Genomic DNA, 22,030 nt, shown 5'->3' on the forward strand with positions numbered 1-22,030 from the left:
ACTTGGCTACATAGCTCAGTTGGTTAGAGCATAGCATTCATAATGCTGGGGTCCGGGGTTCAAGTCCCTGTGTAGCCACCAAGTACCGATCCATAGATGTCTACAGCAGTCTATGAATCACCTCAAGAAGCCCGCCTAGTGCGGGCTTTCTTGTTTCTGGCTGTCCACCTCTATCTACCCCTATCCTTCCCCACCGTGTATGCCCACGTGTATGCTTCATAAATAATTGAACTGAAGGCATACAAGGATGAAACGCACCGATATCAAGCGGCGCCCTCTCGCTGACACTACACTTTCCAGCCTGGAGCCTGAGGCCGGGGCATACCGCGAACTAGACAGCCCAGGGCTGTATTTCAGGGTAAAGCCGAACGGCCAAAAGTCCTGGGAATTACGCTACAAGAAGCCAGACGGCAAATGGTCGTGGCTTGGTCTTGGCGGCTACCCGGAAGTGGGCGGCGCTTTCGCTCGGCAGAAAGCGGCCGATCTACGCGCAGACGCATCGGAAGGTAAGAACCCGATCACATCCAAGAAAGCTCGCCAAGCCGCCGAGATCGATGCAGCCAACGACACCTTTGAAGTATTGGCAAGGGAGTGGCACACGTCTCGTCTCAGCGGCTGGGATGCTGGTACGGCCAAAAGGATACTTGGCGCACTCGAACGCCATGTATTCCCCTCGCTCGGTAAACGACCCTACACCTCTATCATGTCGATGGAGTGGATGGAGCTATTGAGAGGGCTTGAGCGTCAGGGGATTCTGGAACAGATGAGCCGTGTGAGGGCCTACTGCAAAGATATCTATGACCTGGCTCGCGTAACAGGCAGAGCCGTCAACAATCCGTTGGAGGGTGTGCATAAATTTCTGTCCTCGGGAAAGGCAGAGAACTATGCCCACGTTTCCCCCGATGAGCTTCCGGGGTTACTTCGAGCGATACGCTCCTACCCGCACGCCAAAGATGTTCAGCTCGGCCTGAGGCTGTTGACCCTGATGGCTGTACGCCCCAGCGAACTCCGAGAGGCACAATGGGTTGAGTTCGATTTCGACAAGAAGCTCTGGACCGTTCCAGTCGAGCGCAAGGGTCGCAAGAAAGGTCGTGAGCACCTGGTGCCACTATGCACCCAAGCAGTGGAAGCACTATTAGAGCTTCGGCAACTAACCGGCGCTTACCCACTCCTGTTTCCAGGTAGAAGCGACCGCACCAAACCGCGCAGCGATACCGTGTTCCTAATGGCACTAAGACGCCTTGGTTACGAGGGGCGCCAGACCGGCCATGGCTTCCGCCACATCGCCAGTACGATCCTCAACGAGCACGGATATCCAGCTGACCATATCGAGGCCCAACTCAGCCACAAGGCACAAGGTGTACGAGGGATTTACAACAAGGCCCAGTACCTTGAGCAACGCACACAGATGATGCAGTGGTACGCCGATCATCTCGATTCCCTAGAGGCCGGAAACGTAGTGCAAGGTCAATTTGGGAAGGCAGTGTGAGGTCGCTAACCCAATCCCCCTTCAAAAATGGTGTTACGGGTGTTACGCGCGTTACACAAACACCTAACATCATGTTTTTATTGAATATATTTTGCGTTACACGCACTGAAATACTTCTGACCACCACGTGTTACATCGCGCAGTCGTGTTACATAAAGGCCACGCACGCAACCCTGCTGGCGTTGGCGCTACCACCCGCAAATCGCTGTAACAGACTACCGGCTTCGGGGCGGCGGGGAGATCTAAATGGACTTTGAGCGCGGCATCGAGGCAGAAGAGTTTGAACTCGAAATCGCAGGCTTCGATGTAACGTGCCTGGTGTGGGATCAGGACGACATTGAGGCAGCCGTTCGCAATCTTGTGTTGTTTCCACAGTTCGAAATGCACTTCCGGAACGTATTTGACCTGATCAACACGGCCACTTCGTTCTGGCTTGAGGAGGGCTCCTACTCCCCAGGTGCAGAATCGATCACACGAACCCTTTACTACCTACGTGATGCCATCTACGACCATGCCGACTCTGCGGAAGTAGGCTCATTGCCCAGCGTGATTCGAGGGTTCCTTCGGGTCAGTCGTACCGCAGCAGATTCACAGCTTGTGGCGACCTATGCCTTGGTACTTGCAACTCATGCGGTTGAGACGCTCGCAAATTGGCTGTTTGACCTTGAGCTCAACACCTACGGTATCGATGCAGACCTGATAGAGCAGCTAAAACATGACTCACCCCGCCAGTACCTTGCCCTGATCGAAAAAGAGCGGGACCGCAGTAGCGGAAACGAAATCCGAGCACGAGAAAACTTCGCTACGTTGTTAGGTGAGGCGAACCAGGCTTTGTTGATGGCGAGTCTTTATCGCCAGGTGGAGCAGATGGATGTGTTTAAAAAAGGCTTCAACACATCAAGCCTGATGCATCGAATTCTCGACGATGCCTTGTCGACAAAGGCGACGAGAAGGGGCCAAGAAGCCGGTAAGGGGAACCGAGATCCCAGCTCAGCGATACAGACCTTGGCTATGGATAGGCGGGCAAAAATCAAGGCGGCTGCTGAGCAAATCATTAACGGCCGGAGAAGTGAAAAGCGCAGTCTGACCGATGCTGAACTGACCAATCTGCTTTTCGACCAGGCGGGCCACGGCACGAAAAAAACCATTCGAGAGCACTTGATCGCTCTGGGCCTTAGACCTCTGAAATAAAAGGGAGTAGACACAGTCCACTCCCCCTCCCCTGCGTAGCGTATGACCCGTTGTCTCAATTAACAAAGGGTTAGCTCGCTATGACTACCGCAATAAAAGCAATTCCCTCGCATGACCCCTCCATGACCCTCATCCGCATGCCCGAGGTCATTTCAATCGTAGGGCTCGCACGCCCGACTATCTACAAGCTGATGCGTCAACCTGAAAGCGGATTCCCGTTGCCGGTAAAGCTGAGTAACAGCAATGCCCGAAGCGCTCCGGTTGCGTGGGTATTGGGGGAAGTTCAGGCATGGACACGCGCACGAATCGCTGCCCGCGATCAGGTGGCGGCATGAAAAATCGTGTAGCCAACAGGGCCATCTTGCAGCCCTTTTCTGTACTCAGAAATGTCGGTTTCTCATCACGAGGTATGCAGCGTTTTGAACGCCACCGCACAGAGCAAAAACGCCTTAACCGGGATGTGATGGTGATGCGATGGGCAGATGGCATCTGGTGCGCATTGTCAGTTCCCTGCCAAGCCCCACAAGCAATCATCGTCGACGAAGGCCAACAAATCGACGCCTATGAGGATGCACGCGCCTGCCTCGAAGGCGACCTCTTGCCCTTTGTTTCCCTGAGCTGGGAAGTCCATGCCTGAAACGAAAACGCCCCCGGCGGCAACCGGAGGCGTTGAGGTAAATCTACATGCCTGATCAATTTATTCCCCACCGAAAAAATCCGCAAGTGATCCGCACAGTTGCACTTTCAAAAAACGGGCGTTACTCTCTGCCCGTCGCTGCAAATTCAGCGATCGGGCTTGGTCGCCCGAAAAGCAAAAGGCGCATAGGCGCCCCCATTACAATTGCAGGCGCTTTTTTTGCGTCCGCAGTTCCGTGTTATGGCGGCTGTGTGTGGGAGGCCTTCGGGCCTGCTGGGTTCCTTTTGCCCCGGTCGACCAACCCGCGCACAGCTGCCACCCTAACTCGCTTGGTCGCGAACGGTGGTAGCTCCCCAGCAAAAGGAGCTCCACATGCACGCCCTCAATCCGTCCAAAATTCGCGCCGCGGCTCATCGAGCAATGGCTCTCGCCGCTTTACACGCCAACTCCAGCCTCGCTACACGCCTTTCCCGTTACAACGCCCATATGTCCAAAGCGCGAGCTCTGGAAGCCGCAGGGGGTGCCCAATGAGCATGCTCCCAGGCTTTGCACTACCCGAAGATTTACTCTGCGTCAGCCAAGACGCCGAGGCTGGCCTGCCTATCGACGCAATCACCTGTGCGCTCGACCGTGCCGACTCCGTTCTCATGCTGCTGGAAGACCACTTAGACGGCGATAAACCCCTGCTCTCCAACCGCGTGCTGTCGTCTGTTATTTGGGACGTGCGCGGCACCTTGGGCTTGATCAAAACACTCACCATGTACGGTGATGCCTCCTCTGTGCCAATGGGCCAGAAAGGCGGTGCTCTGTGACCCACTCCAGCACGCGTGGACGCTCCGAGTTTTCCCCTGCCAACGGTAACGGCCAGAACCTGTTTCGGGTGAATACCGGTATCCCGCTGGAAGACGCACTTGAAGCCGTCTCCCAGATTCTGCACCACGCCAATCAACTGATCCTCGACGCCGCCATCAGCGATGCGGGCGAGCGTTTTAGTTGGCCTGCGTTCTACCTCGGCGAGATGGCCAAGGCGCTGATCGACGACGTGAACAAGGCATTGCTTGAGTCGAGGACCACACCATGACTCAGCGCACCGGCAACACCTCAAAACGCCCCAGCTTTGCAGACGTAAAAAGCGTTGCCCTGAAGAACATCGACCGTGTGCTTGCGCACTGGCTGCCGAACGGCAAACGCGTCGACGGCGGTAAGGAATACACCGCACCAAACCCGACGCGCACAGACAAACGAGCAGGCTCACTCAAGGTCAATTTGAGCAAAGGCACATGGGCGGATTTTGCCACCGGCGATAAGGGCGGCGACCTGATCGACCTAGTGCGTTATATCGATGGCGGCACCGACGTTGAGGCCTGCAAAAAACTGGCGGATCTGCTCAGCGTTTCCGCAGGTTCAGCGACAACCAAAAGCGCACCGACCAAGAACGCAACGCCGGAGTGGAACGCGATTCAGCCGATCCCGGTCGAGGCCATGAACAAGTGCCCTGCCAAGCACCGGCAACACGGTGTTCCGTCCAAGGTGTGGATCTATCGCGATGCTCAGGGCCAGCCAGTCATGGCGCTGTATCGCTTCGACCTGAGCCCAGATGAAGACGGCAAACCGAGGAAGGTCTTTGCACCGCTGACCTGGTGCAAGCGCTCCGATGGGCAAACCACACAATGGCGCTGGCAAGGGTTGCCGGAACCTCGGCCATTGCTGCGCCTGGATGAACTGGCGCTGCGTGCGGATGCGCCTGTGGTGTTGTGTGAGGGAGAGAAAGCTGCTGACGCCGCTGCTGAACTGCTGCCGGACTATGTAGCCACCTGCTGGCCGAACGGCTCCAACTCTTGGCACAAGGCCGACCTTACGCCACTCAAAGGGCGCACGGTAGTGCTGTGGCCGGATAACGATACCAGCGGCAAGAGCTGCATGGACGCCATCGAGCTCAAGCTGGTTGAGCTGGGCGCGGCGTCAGTACCACGAATCTCGCTCGACGTGTTCAAGCTCAAGCCCAGCAGCAAAGGCGGAAAGCCCACGCTCATTAAGGGTGGAAAATGGGCAGACGGCGACGATGCAGCGGATGCGATAGCCAAAGGCTGGACCGCTGGCCACGTCGCCGAGCTGGTGGGCAGCGGTGAGTTTTTCGGCAGTGCCGCTGAGCCAACTGAACCTCAACAACCGAAGGCCAAGGCGCCCGCCAAACGTCCTGCGAAATCAAAAAATGACCTGTTGCCGGGCGGCTTTCGCCTGACGCCTGAGGGGGTGTTTTATTCCGGCGACGATGGTGAGGCGCGCCCCGTGTGCTCGCCTCTGGAAATCATCGCCCGTACTCGCGACGACAAGGGCCACAACTGGGGCTTATTGGTCGAATTCGATGACCCGGACGGCGCCAAAAAACGCTGGAATATTCCCGCCAGAACTATGACCGGTGACTTCGGCAAAGATGTACTCGGCCCACTGGTAGACATGGGACTACGTCTTGCCGGAAGTCGGTCGGGGCGCAATGCCCGCAACGACCTGCAGAGTTATCTCGGCGGCTTCGACAGCGCCCAGCGCGCACGTTTGGTAACGCGCCTGGGCTGGCACGATAACGCCTTCCTTTTGCCAGAACAGCAAATCGGCTCGCACGCCGAACACCTGCATTTTTATGAAGCCGGTGCGCAACTTCCACCAATCAGCGAAGCAGGCTCTCTGGAGCAGTGGCAGCAGCAAATCGGCGCTCTTTGCGTTGGCAACCACCGCTTGGCATTTGTCGTCTCTGTGGCCTTTGCAGGTCCGTTGCTGAACCTGCTGGGGCATGAGTCGGGCGGCTTCCATCTCTACGGCGACAGCTCCGGCGGCAAGACCACTCACTTGCAGGTCGCTGCCTCGGTTTATGGCGGGCCGCGTCTGGTGCGTTCGTGGCGCTCCACGGATAACGCCCTAGAGTCCATCGCCGCTGCCCACTCAGACGGTCTCCTGGTGCTGGATGAAATCGGCATGTGCGACCCGCGCATTATTGGCGAAACGGTGTACATGCTCGGTAATGGCACCGGTAAGGCACGGGCGAATGATCGAGGACAAGCGGGCCGACAGGTGCAGGAGTGGCGCTTGCTGTTTCTATCCACCGGCGAGAAGACGTTGGCGCAGCACATGGCGGATGCCAACAAGGAGCTTAAAGCGGGTATGGAGGTGCGCATGCTCGCCGTGCCTGCGGATGCAAGCAAGGGTCTCGGCATGTTCGATGTGCTGAACGGTTTTGAAGACGCCGCCGCCCTCTCCGATGCGCTCAAGGCCCGTGTAGCCAAATACTACGGCACGCCCCTCACCGCCTTCCTGCACGCACTGTGCGCGCCCGGAGAAATGCTCAGGTGGTCGGTGATCGTTCGCCGCACGGTGGAGCAGTTCATCACCCAAAACCTGCCCGCCTCGGCCAGTGGACAGGCCCAGCGTGCAGCCCTTCGCTTTGGCCTCGCAGCAGCGGCCGGAGAGTTGGCCACCGCTTTCGGCGTCACCGGCTGGCCTGACGGCACAGCCACGACCGCCGCGCGCGTGTGTCTGCATGCGTGGCTGGCCGAGCGTGGCGGCGCCGGAAATTTCGAGGGTGATGCGATTTTGGCGCGGCTGAGACAGGTCATTGAGCGGTTTGGAGAAAGCCGCTTTACCCGCTGGGAATCTGCCGCCGCCAAGATCGATGAACACGGACCACGCACGATTGATCGGCTGGGCTTTCGCAAGACGCTGGAACACGGAATGGGCGATGCCCTGCACACCACCAACACCTACTACGTGCTGCCTGAAGCCTGGAGGGCCGAAATCTTCAAGGGCATGAACATCAGTGCGGTGAACAAGGAGCTGCTGCAACGGGGCGTACTTGAGCCGGGAAGTGACGGCAAGGCATACAGCTTGATTCGCCTACCCGGGTTAGGACCTCAACGCTGCTATGTGGTGAAGACAGTCCCTGGAACGGATAAGCACGAGGCCAAGGCCGCCTGACGGCATGCCTGCTGATCGAGGTAGCGCCGGCTCATTCCCGGCCTCGCCAGCCATTCGACAATCATCCCTATCAACCGCAGTACCCAGAGACAATACAGATGAACACTATCCAAGAACTAAAAGACCGCCGCGACCAACTGACTCTCGAAGTGGAGAGCATTCAGCGCGACCTGGCGCCCCTTGAAGAAGCGCTGGAAAGCTCAGAGGTCATCCAGCAAGGCCGTCAACGGGCAGTGCAGGATGAAATCAACGATCACAAAAGACGCATCGACTCGCGAAATCTGGAGATCAGCTCACTGAACCAGAAGATTGATCGCCTTGAGACATTGGCAAACCGTGAGAGCTTGGCTGCAGGCTATCTCAGCGATATGGCGAACTGGAAAGCCGACGAGATGGAACTCAACGAGAAGCGCACAAGCATCGAGACCCGGTTACAGCAGGTCCGCCAGAGCGCTCATGAAGACATGGCAAAGGCTCGACAAGCTGAAACGGACGCAGCCACCGCATATGCGCAGGCTGTCGCCTGGGGCGATGTGGAGGGCGAGAAAGCGGCAAACGCCGAAGCTCAAAAGGCCGCAAAAAACCTCACGACTGCGGTTGAGCATCATCGTCGTCAACAACTGCTGATTACCGCCCTGGAACAAGAGCTGGTAACGATTGATCTGCACATCACAGAGGCACAAAAAGAACGCGCCAAGATCGAGAAAAAAGCGGCTCACCTGGCGAACACTGTGCTGGAGGAGCAATGGAATGAGGCCGCGAAAGCGCTGCTGGAAACAGGCGGTAAGTTGTGGGCCGCACGCGACCTGATCAATCGAGACCCGGTTGCATTGATGAAGCTGGATATCCCTGAACAGGGCGAGCACTTTGGAAGCTGGACCTGGCACGAACTAGCAGATCGCTCGCGCCAACACAGCCTGCTTGACCTGCTGGCGGCCTAACCTGAACCCTCTCCGAAGCAACCGGCGAGGGTCGGCTGCTTCGGGCCAACCATCGGTCTAACCATGAATAAACCACCACAGAACAGTGCTCAGATGCCTGATTACCTAAAGGCCCGCAAGCTTCACTTGAGCGGGATAATTGCCGTCATAGCTGGCATGAAAAAGCTCAACGCAAGAGGAATCAAAGAAACTAAAGTTGAGACGCTCACGATTGATGCAATCAAGGCAGAACTCAATCTCATTGACCTACAGCTCAAAAGGAAGGGCAGCTAATGCAGGAACGGAAGCTTAAACAGCTTCCGCTTCGCTAGATCCTCCCATTACGAAACAAGCCTCCAGATTTTTCGGCTACTGATCTTTGGCGGCTGCGGGCTTAGGGTCGCTTTCGCGCCAGGACAAGCATTTCAAGTGTGCCTAACAAGACTAAGCTATCCGGGTGATATTCCCGCAATCCATCGCAGATTTGGTCACTTTACGGAAAATGCTGAGGCAGACTGTGGTTCTGCCAGTCGTCGGAGAATGGCAGGGCCAAATCGTTGTTACTTCCGGAAATCCTACCGGTATGAAATGATGGCGTAATGCCTGCGATTCGGGCCGCCGAACCATAAAAAGGAACTTTATGTCTTATATGTATAGCGTCCAGCTTGCAGAGATGTCCGCGAATGGATATCAATGCCCACCCCCAGGGACATCTCCGATTCAACAAGATGCATGGCGATGGGTGGCAAATCCCGTGAGTACCCAGTGTTTCGCTCCTGTCGCCATTCGAAACCCTCCTCGTTTGCTTCGGGCGTCTGATCCAGTCGAGAAATGCTCCTGCTGGGGCTTATCCATGCATATTTCATATGCCCAAAGCGTAAGTGCTTTTCTAAGCGTTCAGAAAAGCTTTCGCATGGCACGTAAGGTTTTTGGTGGGCATGTGGCCAATTTATTAATTACACCCGATGACGGAGCCTGTACCGCAGCGGATCGTTATGGCCATTTTGACTTTCACCCGTACTCTACGGGCGGCGTTCATAACAACGTATTCACGGTGCGAGCAATCCCATGAGTTTTCTCCGCATTGAAGGTCAAAAAATAGATGCCCGCACTCTCTCCAAACATCAGTGGAATGCCGATCTTATTGAGTTTGAGGGACCACTATTAAGTTTATATAAAAGCGAATCCGGCCACGATCTGCTGTATGCTTGGCTTGATTGCACTTCAACTCGTAATCGCTGGTGCATAATACCAATAGGCAGAAAATCTCTTCGCGATTATTTAGAGCAGCAAACAACACTAAGAGACATATATAAAGAGTCCGAATGGATAGTTATTTTTCACACGGGAGGATCAGCAAAGCGTAGCGCTTTTCTTCGTACGAGCTGGGATAAATTACCCGACGCGTATTTGCCTGAGACTGACTCTTATCTGACTCCTGAAATAGCAACCCCAGCGGCTGAAAAGCTGGCAGAAGAAATTACAGAGTCTTATTTTCTTGGTTTGGATGGCGAGTTATACATAGATGACTTTTCACTAGTCCCTAAGATATATCAGCAGCTTTATTCATTTCACTATGGCTTAGAGCATCTTGATCGCCCAGCAGTACATGGGGCTTTGAGCAAGCTTGCAGGTAGTTGGACTGGGGGATTCAGTGCAGTACACCTTTTCACAGGGCTAAATTCTGTAACACCGTCTATTCATAGAGCTAAAGTAGCTGAGATTCAGTTTGCTTCCCCGGGACATATCAAGCTAAACTTGTTGACAGATCTCGCTCGAAGGATTGAAGTATCCGCCCATCAGATTATTAATGATCTTTCTTTTGTAGCGTTAGAGCAGTATTATTCGACCGTTTATAGATATTTTAAAGAAAACAAAATATCTGGTTTTGATGATGAAAGAGTAATATCCGCCAGCCTTGCTCCTGAGATCGTAACTCGCCTGGAGGAATTTGTAGACTTCTTTTTTGACTTGATGAAGTGGGAAGATTATAGAGGTAGCTTTAACTATCTAAATGTCGACGCCCTACACCAGCTGCGAGTCTTGCTTGCATATTATCGCAGGCTTAGAAAGTTGAGGCCCTATCTAGTAGGCGGGAATCTATTTCTAGGAAAATCCCAAGTTAATGGGGATTCTGACGCAGATACATAGAGTGAACAATGATTAGAATGATCAGTTACCACGTTAGACTTGAAAGGTATTCGTGATAGCGGAGAAAAACGGGGTCAGACCACTATTATCAAAGGTGATCTTCCCCGTTTTTATCATATTGTCTAGCTCACATTACCTACGCACTCCCTTACGAATGACAGCTGCTGGCGGATATCCGTCGACCGCCAGTGGTGCTAATGCTGCACAATATAAACTTAAGTGGATGATGGATAATCATATGGCTAATGAGCATTGGCGATTTAACTCTAATATTATATGGCACTATTATTCGTCGGCATTTTATGAGAGCGTACTATCCTCGGAGTCGAATAATCCTTTTCAAAGATATCATCACTTGCGAGCATGTACTTATTTCTCCATCTGCTGTTTTGAAGCTTTTTTGAATGCAATTATGCGTGAAAAACTTACGCAAGATGGATTCGATGAAGATGCTATTTTTAAGAAGCTCCGCAAAGTTAATCTAGAGCACAAAATTAGATACTGGCCCGCAGAGTTATGCGGAAATACATTAGAAGTCCCTAGCCATATAATTGATACTTTCAAGAACTTTCAAGAGATACGTAATGAGGTGACACACGCAAAGAATAGGGACCATTCGATTTACGCCGATCTTGATCGAATGCAGCCTGCATTGATAGTAGATGCGGTCGCTCGGTTTATTGTTACAACTCTTTCGGCCAAGTCGCAACCCTTCCCGTATTGGTTGCTCGGTTGGAATTATGTAGGCTTCAATGGCAATCCTGCCCATCCCTTTGAAGGTAACAATCTCAACGGTTTCGTACATTCACTCAGAAACCTTGACATCCGATTTAACAATTACGGATCCGACATTGTCTGGGAGCAAAAGGCAATGAGTTCAATGACAGGTTACGACGAATTAAAAGATATTTTGTCCCAGGTACCAATCAATGTTGAACCTCGTGACACCCGGTTTCCACAGAAACCTCGTTTGACTAGACGTTGGTGGGACGCTGAAGTCGCTCGATAGACGTGGCATAGCTTTGCGCGGCTTTCTGATTAGCGCGAGAGGCAGCGTAAACTGAATGAATACCCGTCTGTCTTTGAACTTCAAAGGTCCGCTATTAGCCGACAGCTGCCGGTGACGAAGAGCCGCAATCGACCCAAATCTGCCTCTGGTGAACGGCAGCAGCCGGCCAAAAGCGGTCGTTCCCAAGCGGCGGCTTTCGACCCCTAGCAGCCCCTCGCTAAGGCGCGCTATCCATTCTAGTGGTGAGTTGAACTTATGAAATTTTACGCCAGTGGTCCCTCGATACCTGATGTTTTACTAGAGCGTTGCGATGCGGGTCGCGTGGTGTTTCTATGTGGTGCAGGAGTCTCAATTCCGTCTGGAATGCCCACATTTATAGGGTTAACTCAATACGTCATCGAGTTCTTCGGCCCGCCTGACGATTCGGAAATTATGACCTCGTTTCTGCCATGGTTGATTCGTGAGTCGGATTCGAACGTGCCGCTGGACCAGATTTTTAACCTTCTTCATTTAGAGTATGGCAAGGATGAGGTTAATGCCTTGGTCACAGAGAGGCTAAGTGTTTCTTTGGAAGGTCATGATTTTGGGCGGGAACACAACCTCATAAAACGTATTTCTTCTAGTCAGGGTGGAATGCCACAGATCGTAACGACAAACTTTGATAGGTTGTTCGAGTTGCCGGGTGACGCTGGGCAACTGAAGTTGCATGTTCCTCCCGCTTTCCCAAATCTTAATTTTGGCTTGAATATAGAAGGTGTTACCTATCTGCACGGAAGACTAGTAGATACAACCGCAGAAAGTCATCCTTATGTCTTAAGTAGCGCCGATTTCGGGCGGGCCTATCTTTCAGAGGGCTGGGCGACTAACTTCATTAGGCATCTCCTTGAGCGCTATACGGTTGTTCTGGTTGGTTATAAGGCCGAAGATCCCCCGGTAAAGTATCTGCTTCAGGGGCTAAATCATGATGGCCAATATGATCGATCCAAGCTCTACGCCTTTGACCGGGGGACAGTTGACGATGTGGAAGTCAAATGGCGTGATCGAGGTGTTACTGGTATCGCTTATTCCGATCACTCAGACTTGTGGAAAAGCATGGAGGCTTGGGCTGAGCGGTCCGATGATCCGCGCAGGTGGCGTTTATCCACGATTGCTAAAAGTCAGAGGGACCCAAAGGAGTTAATGCCACATGAGCGAGGTCAAGTTGCTCATGTGCTTCGCACTGTGCAGGGTGCGAGAGCGTTTTCAGAGGCTGAGCCTGTACCACATCCAGAGTGGATATGCGTGATGGATGCTAATGTCCGATCAGGCGAGAAGAGTAGCGGTTATGGGAGTGAAAGAGAAACATTTGATCCTGTTTTCCATTATGGGCTTGATGATGATCTGATAGACATCTCTGAAAATGAGCGCAGGCAAGGGGTCACTAATGACAATCTTCTTGTGTGGCGTGAGGAAGATGATAATCCGCACGACTTCCATCGTTTGGGTGGACGACAGATGGAGGGCTTAGAGAGTACGCCAAAAAGGCTCGGTCACCTTATATCTTGGATTTGCAAGTGTATCAATAGTCCTGTTTTGGCCTGGTGGGCAGTTCGCCAGAATGGACTGCATCCTAGGTTGCTTCACCAAATTCAGTGGCATTTGAGGCATTCCAAACCCCTCTCCGAACGTGCTCGCCATTTATGGCGGCTACTTGTTGAACATCATCAAGACCCTCGCAATCGTCGATGGAATAGTGAGTGGTTTGACTTTAAAAACTTGATTGATGCAGAAGGCTGGACCCCTAATGCTCTACGAGAGTTTCGGAGATTCGCGACGCCTAAATTGCAGATTAGCCTCCCGTCTGGCTTAGGGAAGTCAATGCCTCCATCAGCATCTTGGGAGGAAATAGATTTTGACGACTTAGGGCGGTTTGAGGTCGCGTTCCTTGATCGGCATAATGAAGAATTACAGGTTCCAGATAGTCAGTTAAGCCAGGTTCTTGGGATTTTGGAACACCAGTTGACCGTTGTTTCCAGCTTGCTGGAAGATGTCGACATTAAGTTCTTCGACACACCTACCTGTTATCCAGGTCGTGATATAGGTGGGCGGGAGCGGGTCACAAGTACAGCTGAGCCTATGATTTGGTTCGTTCAGCTTTTTGATAGAATGGCTTCCACATGGCCAGAGGTTGCAAGAGCGCACGCAACTATCTGGTCTATGGATGAACAATTTTTCTTTAGGAAGTTAAAGTTATACGCGTTTAGTAAGGTTGATATCTTTGATGCGGATCATGTGGCACAGGCGGTTTTGGACTTGAGCCAGGAGGCATTGTGGGACACTGACGTGGTTCGTGAGCTGCTTTTTTTGCTTAGTGATCGGTGGGCAGAGTTTTCAACTGAATACCAGAGAAGAATTGCGGAGCGGATTATCGCCGGTCCCGATCAGCAATCTCACTGGTCTAATGAAGAGTTTCATAAAGCCAGAGATAGGATTGCGGCCAAATATGCTCGATATCTCGAAATTCAGGGCTGCAATTTGGCTGGCGACCTCAGCCAGCGGCTTAAGGAAGTTATTAGCGGGATTTCTGAGTGGAGCGACGGGTGGGCAACCTCTACAGTAACCATACATGGTTCGAGGGTAGGTTGGGTGGGTACTGACGAAGCGCCCGACAAACTGATGAATGTTTCCGTTAACGAAGTGATACCCAAGGCTAAAGAAGACCATCAGCGCGACTTCGGCAGCTTCACTGATAAGCGACCTTTTGCAGGATTGGTGAAGGCCAATCCTAGGAAGGCGCTTTCTGCGTTAACACTTGAAGGTAAGAGAGGTGAATACCCAAGTGAGTTCTGGAACTCCATGATTAACGATCTTCCAGCGGATATTCCCCCCAGACTGAAGCGGTTATTTATAAATAGACTGGCGCGCCTTCCGAACGTGGTTGTTGTAGAGCTGCGATACGTATTGACAAGATGGCTGGAGCAAAATATTAGGTCTGTCTTGGATTTTGATAGCGCCCTCGCTTGGGCTGTGTATGACAATGTTGTCGACGGAATTTTTAGTGGTGATGCTGATGCTACTGAGAGTGGGGTGGGTGAGGTTCACCGTGATGGGAAGGCTGTCGAGCGATCACGTCGCACTTACAACTATGCAATCAATGGTCCCATTGGTATGTGCGCCGAAGCTCTTCTTCATGCACTTTCAAGTAATCAGCAGGGCGCGAATTCGTTAATCCCAGCTAACATAAAGTCTCGTGTTGAACGGCTTTTTTCTGCTCAGGGAGAGGGCGCGGATCACGCTGTTTCTATCGTGGTTCGTGAATTGAACTGGCTTATGTTTGTCGATCCAATCTGGACTAAGCATAATCTTATCCCAATGTTGTCGTTCGATCATCCAGTCGCAGAGCCTGCTTGGAGTGGATTTCTTCATGTAGATATGCCCGCACCTGGATTAGCAGAGGTCATTAAGCCACTATTGCTTAATTTAATTCCTTGGATTAACGGTCTGTCTTGGGAACGCGATCTATCTCAGGTAGCCTCTCAATGGTTGGGATTGATGAGAATTTTTCATCCGGATAGCCCAAGCGGGCTTACACGAAGCGAGATACGCTCGGTGCTTCGGGACATGTCCGACGATGAGCGAAATCAGTTCATTTTCTGGTTGGGGCTAGTTGGGCGGAAGAATGAAAACGGTTGGGTAGAGCACGTGATCCCTTTTATTAATATGGATTGGCCAAGGGAGCGCCGATATAGGACATCTGCTTCGATAAAAGCATGGATCGGCCTACTTGATGATACGGGCGAATATTTTCCAAAGGTGTATGAGGCGGTGAAGAAATTCTTGGTGCCGGTGGAGATAAGTGACCATCCGTTTTATCGGTTTACCCTGGATGTCGGTGAAGAGAAACCGATTGCCGTTCTTCATCCTGAAGTTACGCTCGATCTTATGCACGCAGTTACTCCACAGGTGCTCACCAGAGCTCCTTACGAATTATCAAGTATACTTGCGTTGGTAGTTGAGAGCGCTCCTAGCCTTCAGTCGGATACGCGCTATTTGCGCCTAATTGAACTTGTAGAGACAAGCTGAGAAACAAGATAAAAAACCTAGGGTCGGAAGCATGGGGTGCTTTCGACCCTGGGGGTTAGGCTCAAGGCTCAACCGACCTGCACTACTGCGCTAACCAGGACTCTATTGAATTGGTCCCGTACTCAGCCATCCATTTCTTCAACACTTTATGGTTGGGCAATCCCTTTGCCTAGTAAGGTGTGAAGCGCAGTTGCTCAACCACTCACTCGTGGCCGTAAGCTGCCCATCTTGAACGACCGCTATGGGTTGAAAGCCGTTACTCACGAGCGTCCGCTTCTGGCCGGTAGCGGCCCTATGAGCGAAAGCCCCTAGTTCGATGACACACACCGTAAGCATCACAAGCAGCTCGTCCCAAGGCTTTCATAGATGTAACACTATTTGCGATGTAACACGCATATCGGCGAACCAACCACAGCTGTGTAACGCTACATAAATCATTTAAAATCAAACACTTACTAAACCTTGTAACACGCGTAACACCCGTAACACGGGTTTATTAGGGTAGCCCCCCCGAGCCCCATAAGTATTGCTCCTCCAGCGAAGGGATGTGGGTCATGCTCCTGGCTTTGGTTCGGTAGTGGGGACCTTGGAGCACTCTTGAAGGTACGGTGTAGGAAACCCGCGTGATCGTGTCAGCGGAAAGGAGCCCAGCTTAGTGAACTGCTGTTCACCAGTGCATTTGCCCTATGAATCTGAAAGCCGCTGGGGACCCTGGGCATTTCCGATAGACACGGGGCATGAAACCCGCGGGATCTTGTTAGCGGCAGTCTTTCCTACGTCGGTTGACAGGTTGACACCCATCACCATGGTTGACGCCATGCAGTCGTTCATTATCAGCAACAGATACGGCCACCTTTACCGAAGCTGTAACGATGGCCCTTTTTCTTCAAGATCCTTTCAATTTCAACGATTGAAATTTCAGTAACTTCCAACGCCTCCCACTAACTCGATCCCGCGGGTTTCATGCCCCGTGTGGAGCGAAACCTCTCAGGGTCCCCAGCGCGATTTTCTCTCATCAGGTGGTGGTGACCGCTGATATGCAATGCCACTGGCTAGATGTAGATTGCACACCTGACAACACGACGGGAGAACATCATGGAAGACACACCTTTGCTTGCGTCGTTACTCAAGCGCATGAATGAAAACCAACTGGCGTTGGGGGCTGCTATCGAGGAGCTATCGAACTGGGTTGAGCAAAGAGGTTCTACAGAGGTGGCACGGAACATCCGAGGGGCGCTGGACACCCTGGATATGAATGAAGGATTCATCACCCTCGCCCTAGCGTCACTGGCGGCAGAAGGTCGGGCAAAGAAGTAACGGCCCGAATGGCAACACATTGCCAACCACCTGGTGGTGCTTTAACTAGCGGGGATACCACGCTATCAGTGTGCAGAAGGATGCGGCGTGTATGCCTACATGTATGCCTAACTGAAAGTCACAGCACAAAACTCTTTAAATACAAGTCCTTGCAGGTTCAGTTCAAATGACTGTGTACCACCAAGTACTAAAAACGGCTTACCGAAAGGTAGGCCGTTTTTTTATGCCTGAAGAAAAGTGCTGGGGCATACTCGCAGCGATTCTCCCCGACTAACCAGCCTGAGCCCGACAGGAACCCACTCATGAGCTTTGACGTGTTCGCGGTCATCCTGCTGGGTGCCGCTCTCCACGCGACCTGGAACGCCGTGGTCAAAGGCGGCGGCGACAAGCTGCTGACCACATGCATGATCACCGCCTTCGCCTCGCTGATCGCATTGGTCGTTATTCCATTCCTGGCGCAACCGGCAAGAGAAAGCTGGCTGTTCATCGGTGCATCGGTCATTTTGCAGGTGCTGTATTTCGTCTTGGTTGCCTCCACCTACCGAATCGCCGACATGAGCCAGACCTACCCGATCATGCGCGGCACTGCGCCGTTACTGGTGGCAGCTGCGAGTGTGCTTGCACTGTCCGAGTCGTTGTCAGCGTTTGCATGGAGCGGCATTGCAGTGATCTGCATCGGTATCCTGAGCATGGCTGTCGCCCCCTCGACCAGCCCGCGAAAAGGGCTGGTCCTTGCCTTGATCAATGCGGGGGTCATTGCCGGCTATACCCTTGTCGACGGTTTGGGCGTGCGCAAGTCCGGCGCCCCTGCGGCGTACACATTGTGGATTTTCCTGCTGACCGGGCTACCGTTGGCCGCCTGGGCCCTGGCCACCCAACGCGGGGTGTTTTGCCGCTACGTCATCCGTCACTGGCACCTCGGCGTGGTGGGCGGGGTCGGCACGGTTGCGTCCTACGGACTGGCGCTTTGGGCAATGACGGCGGCCCCGATCGCCACCGTTTCAGCGCTCAGGGAAACGTCGATCCTGTTCGGCGTGATCATCTCCGCGCTGATACTCAAGGAGCAACTGACGCGCACTCGCGTGGTTGCCGCCTGCATCATTGCTGGCGGGGCGATGGTGTTGCGATTGGGCTAAACCCGCGTTACCAAGTAGGATCACGCCCTCAATCACACTAAATGGAACCAGTGTTGGATGACCATCAAGCCCCTGCACCTTGCACTTGCATTGTCAGCCCTGCCATCGCTCGCCAGTGCCGCGTCCGAAGGCTTGGGGAAGGTCGATCAAGCCAGTTTGATGGTCCTCGCCGGCCCGGTGCTGACCACCTTCGCCACGCTGGGCACCACGTCCCATCCGCTCGATATGCTTGAGTCGGCCAAGGGGGACGCCCTGGCCTTCATCGGCTCGGACGGGAATATCCGTGGCGCACGCTTTGAGCTCGCCGTGAGGACTTACCACACGTCTTACCCGGCGCCTCACATGAGTGATATGCAACTGGCCCAAGCGATCGCCGTGACCGAGGCACACCAACCGGAGGCGCGATAGCCTGTTGCGGGTGCTGGCCAAATTTGACCCGCTCGGCGATAGCGAAGTGTTTCAAAGGACAACAGATCATTCTCAAAATGAACGGAGTTCCGCGCGTGTTTTCGATTTCCCGCCATCAACTGTCGATAATTGCCGCAGCCCTCGCCCTGGCTGCCTGCAACACGTCTGTCTACGAACAGCCACCCGCACCGGAATTGGGGTCGGGTTATCGCACCGACCTCACCCCCCAACATGCCGAGCGCCATATGGCGGCGGCGGCCAACCCGTTGGCAGCCGAAGCCGGTCGCGAGATGTTGCGCAGGGGTGGCTCGGCAATTGATGCAGCGATTGCAATGCAGGCGGTATTGACCCTGGTGGAGCCGCAGTCATCCGGCATTGGCGGTGGCGCGTTCATCATGCTGTGGGACGGCAAAAACGTTCACGCATATGACGGCCGTGAGACCGCCCCGGCCGGGGCCACCGAGCGCTTGTTCCTGAAGGCCGACGGCAAGCCGATGGCGTTTCCCGAGGCGCAGATTGGCGGGCGCTCGGTTGGCACGCCTGGGGTATTGCGTGCGCTCGAAATGGCGCACAAGAAGAGCGGCCACCTGCAATGGGCCGAGCTGTTCGAGCCTGCGATCCGGCTGGCGGAACAGGGCTTTGCGATTTCCCCGCGCCTGCACAGCCTGATTGCGGCTGACCGCTATATCCCACAATCGCCTGACATGGCGGCGTACTTTTTGAACGCCGATGGCACGCCGAAAGCCACCGGAACTGTGTTGAAAAACCCGGCATTGGCCAAGGTGTTCAAACGTATCGCCAAGGAAGGCCCGGACGCGCTGTACCACGGGCAGATTGCCGAAGAGATCGCGCGCAAGGTGCAGGGCCATCGCAATGCGGGCAGCCTGTCCCTGGCGGACTTGAAGGGCTACGCCGCCAAGGAACGTACACCGCTGTGCACCGACTACCAGCAGTGGAAAGTCTGTGGCATGCCGCCACCTTCATCGGGTGGCGTCGCCATCGCGCAAATCCTCGGTACATTACAGGCCTTGCAAGCCCGCGACCCAGGCCTGGGTATCGCAGCGATGCGACCGCTGAAAAGCTCATCGCCAGCAGGCCTTGAACCAACACCGGAGGCAGTACACCTGCTCGCTGAAGCGGGGCGCCTGGCCTTCGCCGATCGCAGTCTGTACCTCGCCGACGCCGATTTCGTCCCCGTGCCGGTTGCCGGCCTCGTCGCACCGGACTACCTGGCCAAGCGCGCCGCGCTGATCGGCGAGCGCAGCATGGGTATCGCCAAGCCGGGCGTCCCTGCAGGCATCCAGGTGGCCTACGCGCCGGATCGCTCGCCGTTGCGCATCTCCACCTCGCAAGTGGTGGCCGTGGATGACCGGGGCGGCGCCGTGTCGATGACCACCACGGTGGAAGCGGCATTTGGCGCCCATGTGATGGTCCAGGGTTTCTTGCTGAACAACCAGATGACCGACTTTTCGTTTATCCCTGAAGAAAACGGCCAACCCGTGGCCAACCGGGTCGAGCCTGGCAAACGTCCGCGTTCGGCGATGGCGCCGACCCTGGTGTTCGACCGCAAGAGCGGCGAGTTGCTGGCCACTGTCGGCTCACCCGGCGGCTCGCAAATCATCGAGTACGTGAGCAAGTCCCTGGTAGCAATGCTCGACTGGAAACTTGACCCGCAAGCGGCCATCAGCCTGCCGAACTTCGGCAGCCGCAATGGCGCAACCGAGCTGGAAACCGGTATGTTCAGCCCCATGCTGAAACAGGCGCTCAAGGACAAGGGCCATGCGCTGAGCGAGATCGAAATGACCAGTGGTATCCAGGCCATCGTGCGCACGCGGGATGCCCAGGGCAAGGTGTCACTGAGCGGCGGTGCCGACCCTCGGCGTGAAGGCGAAGCGGTTGGCGACTGAACACATCAATCAACGGAGAAAGCGCTCGTGCAACAGGCAGATAATCTCGCCGCCATCCCTGGCGTCGACCACGGTTTTTGTTCGATCAATGATCCGCAGCGCCCGGCAGACGTGTTCATCTGCAAGCAAGTGCACAGCGCTTCGGTGATTGAGTGGCAGGCGGACCAGGTGAGCAACACGGTCGAGGCAGATGGGGTGTGCACGGTTGAGCATTACCCCATCGCGGTAATCACCGCCGATTGCCTGCCCCTCCTGATTGCCTCGAAAAACGCTGAGAAGGTGGCTGCGGTGCATGGCGGTTGGAAGGGGCTGCAAGCCGGGATTGTGGCGAATGCAATACAGCGTTTTGCCGATGAAGGAATTGCCATCGACCAGTTGCAGGTAGCGATCGGTCCCTCGATCAAGCCGTGCTGTTATGAGGTGAGCCGGGAGTTCATTACCCAGTTTCAAACTGAACAGGGCCACTTGTGGCGCGACGGTCAGCCGCCCTGGAGCCAGGTCCAACCGGCGCCGCTGCTGCGCCCCGAAATTGCCCCGCCCACTGCGAGGCAAGTTGCAAGTGCATGGTTTGACTTGAGCGGATATGGCGTGATGTTGCTGCAAGCGGCAGGGATTCGGCGTGAGCAGATCGAGGTGAGTGAAGTGTGCACCTACTGCACCTCCCCCACCTTTGCCAGCTATCGTCGCAGGACGCATCACCCTGAGGAGCTGAAGACATTGATCTATTCGTGGATTGCTCGCATCAACAACTGATCTTCAACCCCTTGCGCACCGCATGCCGCTCCAGCGCCAGCTCGATCAAGCGGCTCACCAGTTCGCTGTAGCTCATGCCCGCCGCCTGCCACAGCTTGGGGTACATGCTGATGCGGGTGAAGCCGGGCAGTGAGTTGATTTCGTTGATCAGCACTTCGCCGTCGTCGGTGAGGAACACGTCGACCCGCGCCAGCCCTGAACAGCCCAGCACCTCGAACGCCTCCAGGGCCAGCCCACGGATACGCTCGCTGGCCTCGTGGCTGATAGCGGCCGGCACCACCACTTGGGCAGCCTGGCCGTCGATGTATTTGCTGTCGTAGGAATAGAAACCGCTGCTCACCACGATCTCGCCACAACCGCTGGCGATCGGGTTTTCGTTGCCCAGCACGGCGCATTCGATTTCACGGCCCTTTACCGCGGATTCCACCAAGACCTTTTCATCAAAGCCCAAAGCCAGTTCAACAGCAGCGTGGTATTCGGCTTCGTTGCCGACTTTGCTCACGCCCACCGAAGAGCCCTGGTTGGCCGGTTTGACGAACATCGGCAAGCCGAGCTTGCTCACTGCCGTGTCGAAGGCTGTACGCGCGGCGTTGCTACGGGTCAGGGTGATAAACGGAGTCACGGCAATGCCGGCGTCGCGCAGCAGGCGCTTGGTGATGTCCTTGTCCATGCACACTGCCGAGCCGAGGACGTCGGAGCCGACGAAAGGCAGGTCAGCCATGCGCAGCAGGCCTTGCAGGCAACCGTCTTCGCCGAGGGTGCCGTGGACGATGGGGAAGATCACGTCGACATGTTCCAGCAAGCCGGTGCCGGAGGTCTCTACCAGTTGCTGGCTGGCCTTGCCAGGCACCACGGCCAGTTCGCGATTGGACTGGTTGAGGGCGATCAGGGCCGGGTTTTCCTGGTTGAGCAGGAAGTTCGAGGTGTCATTGAGGTGCCAATGGCCGGCCTTGTCGATACCGATCAGCACCGGTTCGAATCGTGAGCGATCCAACGCATCGACGATGTTACGCGCCGATTGCAACGAGACTTCATGCTCCGCCGAACGGCCACCAAAAATAATACCTACCCGCACCTTGCTCAT

19 protein-coding genes and 1 tRNA gene are annotated in these 22,030 nt (G+C 54.6%); 18 read left to right on the forward strand and 2 right to left on the reverse strand.

The features are described from left to right. Positions 1–4 precede the first annotated feature (4 nt). From CWC48_RS06745 to CWC48_RS06800, 13 genes are all read left to right on the forward strand, one after another. Positions 5–81, forward strand: a tRNA-Met gene (locus CWC48_RS06745). 166 nt (positions 82–247) lie between these two features. Further along, on the forward strand, positions 248–1,489 hold the full coding sequence (locus CWC48_RS06750; protein WP_100491537.1) for a tyrosine-type recombinase/integrase: 1,242 nt from the start codon (positions 248–250) through the stop codon (positions 1,487–1,489). 246 nt (positions 1,490–1,735) lie between these two features. Next, entirely contained in the window at positions 1,736–2,680 is a 945-nt protein-coding gene (locus tag CWC48_RS06755) for a hypothetical protein (protein WP_100491538.1), read from the forward strand. Between the two features lie 80 nt (positions 2,681–2,760). Continuing rightward, positions 2,761–3,015, forward strand: a complete 255-nt coding sequence (locus CWC48_RS06760) for an AlpA family transcriptional regulator (RefSeq protein ID WP_100491539.1) — start codon at positions 2,761–2,763, stop codon at positions 3,013–3,015. Next, positions 3,012–3,317, forward strand: coding sequence for a hypothetical protein (locus CWC48_RS06765; protein ID WP_100491540.1), 306 nt, complete (start codon positions 3,012–3,014; stop codon positions 3,315–3,317). The genes CWC48_RS06760 and CWC48_RS06765 overlap by 4 nt, the downstream gene beginning before the upstream one ends. Before the next feature lie 527 nt (positions 3,318–3,844). Then, the gene (locus CWC48_RS06770) at positions 3,845–4,129 is read left to right on the forward strand and encodes a hypothetical protein (RefSeq protein ID WP_017846196.1); all 285 of its coding nucleotides are present in this window, start codon (positions 3,845–3,847) and stop codon (positions 4,127–4,129) included. Then, entirely contained in the window at positions 4,126–4,398 is a 273-nt protein-coding gene (locus CWC48_RS06775; protein ID WP_100491541.1) for a DUF3077 domain-containing protein, read from the forward strand. Before CWC48_RS06770 ends, CWC48_RS06775 begins: the two co-directional genes overlap by 4 nt. Beyond that, positions 4,395–7,283 carry a DUF927 domain-containing protein gene (locus CWC48_RS06780; RefSeq protein ID WP_100491542.1) on the forward strand — a complete coding sequence of 963 codons (2,889 nt, stop codon included), beginning with the start codon at positions 4,395–4,397 and terminating at the stop codon, positions 7,281–7,283. The genes CWC48_RS06775 and CWC48_RS06780 overlap by 4 nt, the downstream gene beginning before the upstream one ends. 98 nt (positions 7,284–7,381) lie before the next feature. Beyond that, complete coding sequence (locus CWC48_RS06785; RefSeq protein ID WP_047279830.1) at positions 7,382–8,224, forward strand: hypothetical protein; 843 nt, start codon at positions 7,382–7,384, stop codon at positions 8,222–8,224. Positions 8,225–8,287: 63 nt separating this feature from the next. Further along, positions 8,288–8,497, forward strand: a complete 210-nt coding sequence (locus CWC48_RS06790; protein WP_256581613.1) for a hypothetical protein — start codon at positions 8,288–8,290, stop codon at positions 8,495–8,497. A 774-nt stretch (positions 8,498–9,271) separates the two neighbouring features. Further along, positions 9,272–10,354 (forward strand): hypothetical protein, encoded by a 1,083-nt coding sequence (locus CWC48_RS30115; RefSeq protein WP_157806800.1) that lies wholly within the window; start codon positions 9,272–9,274, stop codon positions 10,352–10,354. 412 nt (positions 10,355–10,766) lie between these two features. Then, positions 10,767–11,363, forward strand: a complete 597-nt coding sequence (locus CWC48_RS30120) for a hypothetical protein (protein ID WP_157806801.1) — start codon at positions 10,767–10,769, stop codon at positions 11,361–11,363. A 255-nt stretch (positions 11,364–11,618) separates the two neighbouring features. Continuing rightward, entirely contained in the window at positions 11,619–15,425 is a 3,807-nt protein-coding gene (locus tag CWC48_RS06800) for an SIR2 family protein (RefSeq protein ID WP_100491545.1), read from the forward strand. A gap of 82 nt (positions 15,426–15,507) precedes the next feature. On the opposite strand, the gene CWC48_RS30800 is transcribed toward CWC48_RS06800, so the two are convergent. After that, positions 15,508–15,585, reverse strand: coding sequence for a hypothetical protein (locus CWC48_RS30800; protein ID WP_371851362.1), 78 nt, complete (start codon positions 15,583–15,585; stop codon positions 15,508–15,510). 935 nt (positions 15,586–16,520) lie between these two features. On the opposite strand from CWC48_RS30800, the gene CWC48_RS06805 reads away from it, so the two are divergent. From CWC48_RS06805 to pgeF, 5 genes are all read left to right on the forward strand, one after another. Further along, positions 16,521–16,742 carry a hypothetical protein gene (locus CWC48_RS06805; RefSeq protein WP_100491546.1) on the forward strand — a complete coding sequence of 74 codons (222 nt, stop codon included), beginning with the start codon at positions 16,521–16,523 and terminating at the stop codon, positions 16,740–16,742. 302 nt (positions 16,743–17,044) lie between these two features. Next, positions 17,045–17,878, forward strand: coding sequence for a DMT family transporter (locus CWC48_RS06810; protein WP_100491547.1), 834 nt, complete (start codon positions 17,045–17,047; stop codon positions 17,876–17,878). 57 nt (positions 17,879–17,935) lie between these two features. Continuing rightward, a complete protein-coding gene (locus CWC48_RS06815; RefSeq protein ID WP_223204492.1) occupies positions 17,936–18,286 on the forward strand; it encodes a DUF2388 domain-containing protein in 351 nt (116 codons plus the stop codon). 77 nt (positions 18,287–18,363) lie between these two features. Then, complete coding sequence (ggt, locus tag CWC48_RS06820; protein WP_100491548.1) at positions 18,364–20,193, forward strand: gamma-glutamyltransferase; 1,830 nt, start codon at positions 18,364–18,366, stop codon at positions 20,191–20,193. Between the two features lie 27 nt (positions 20,194–20,220). Continuing rightward, complete coding sequence (pgeF, locus tag CWC48_RS06825) at positions 20,221–20,946, forward strand: peptidoglycan editing factor PgeF (RefSeq protein ID WP_100491549.1); 726 nt, start codon at positions 20,221–20,223, stop codon at positions 20,944–20,946. On the opposite strand, the gene ddlA is transcribed toward pgeF, so the two are convergent. Beyond that, on the reverse strand, positions 20,936–22,030 hold the full coding sequence (ddlA, locus tag CWC48_RS06830; RefSeq protein ID WP_100491550.1) for a D-alanine--D-alanine ligase: 1,095 nt from the start codon (positions 22,028–22,030) through the stop codon (positions 20,936–20,938). The two genes, pgeF and ddlA, sit on opposite strands and share 11 nt — an antisense overlap.

This window comes from Pseudomonas sp. S10E 269, from assembly GCF_002798465.1.
Lineage (GTDB): Bacteria > Pseudomonadota > Gammaproteobacteria > Pseudomonadales > Pseudomonadaceae > Aquipseudomonas > Aquipseudomonas pergaminensis.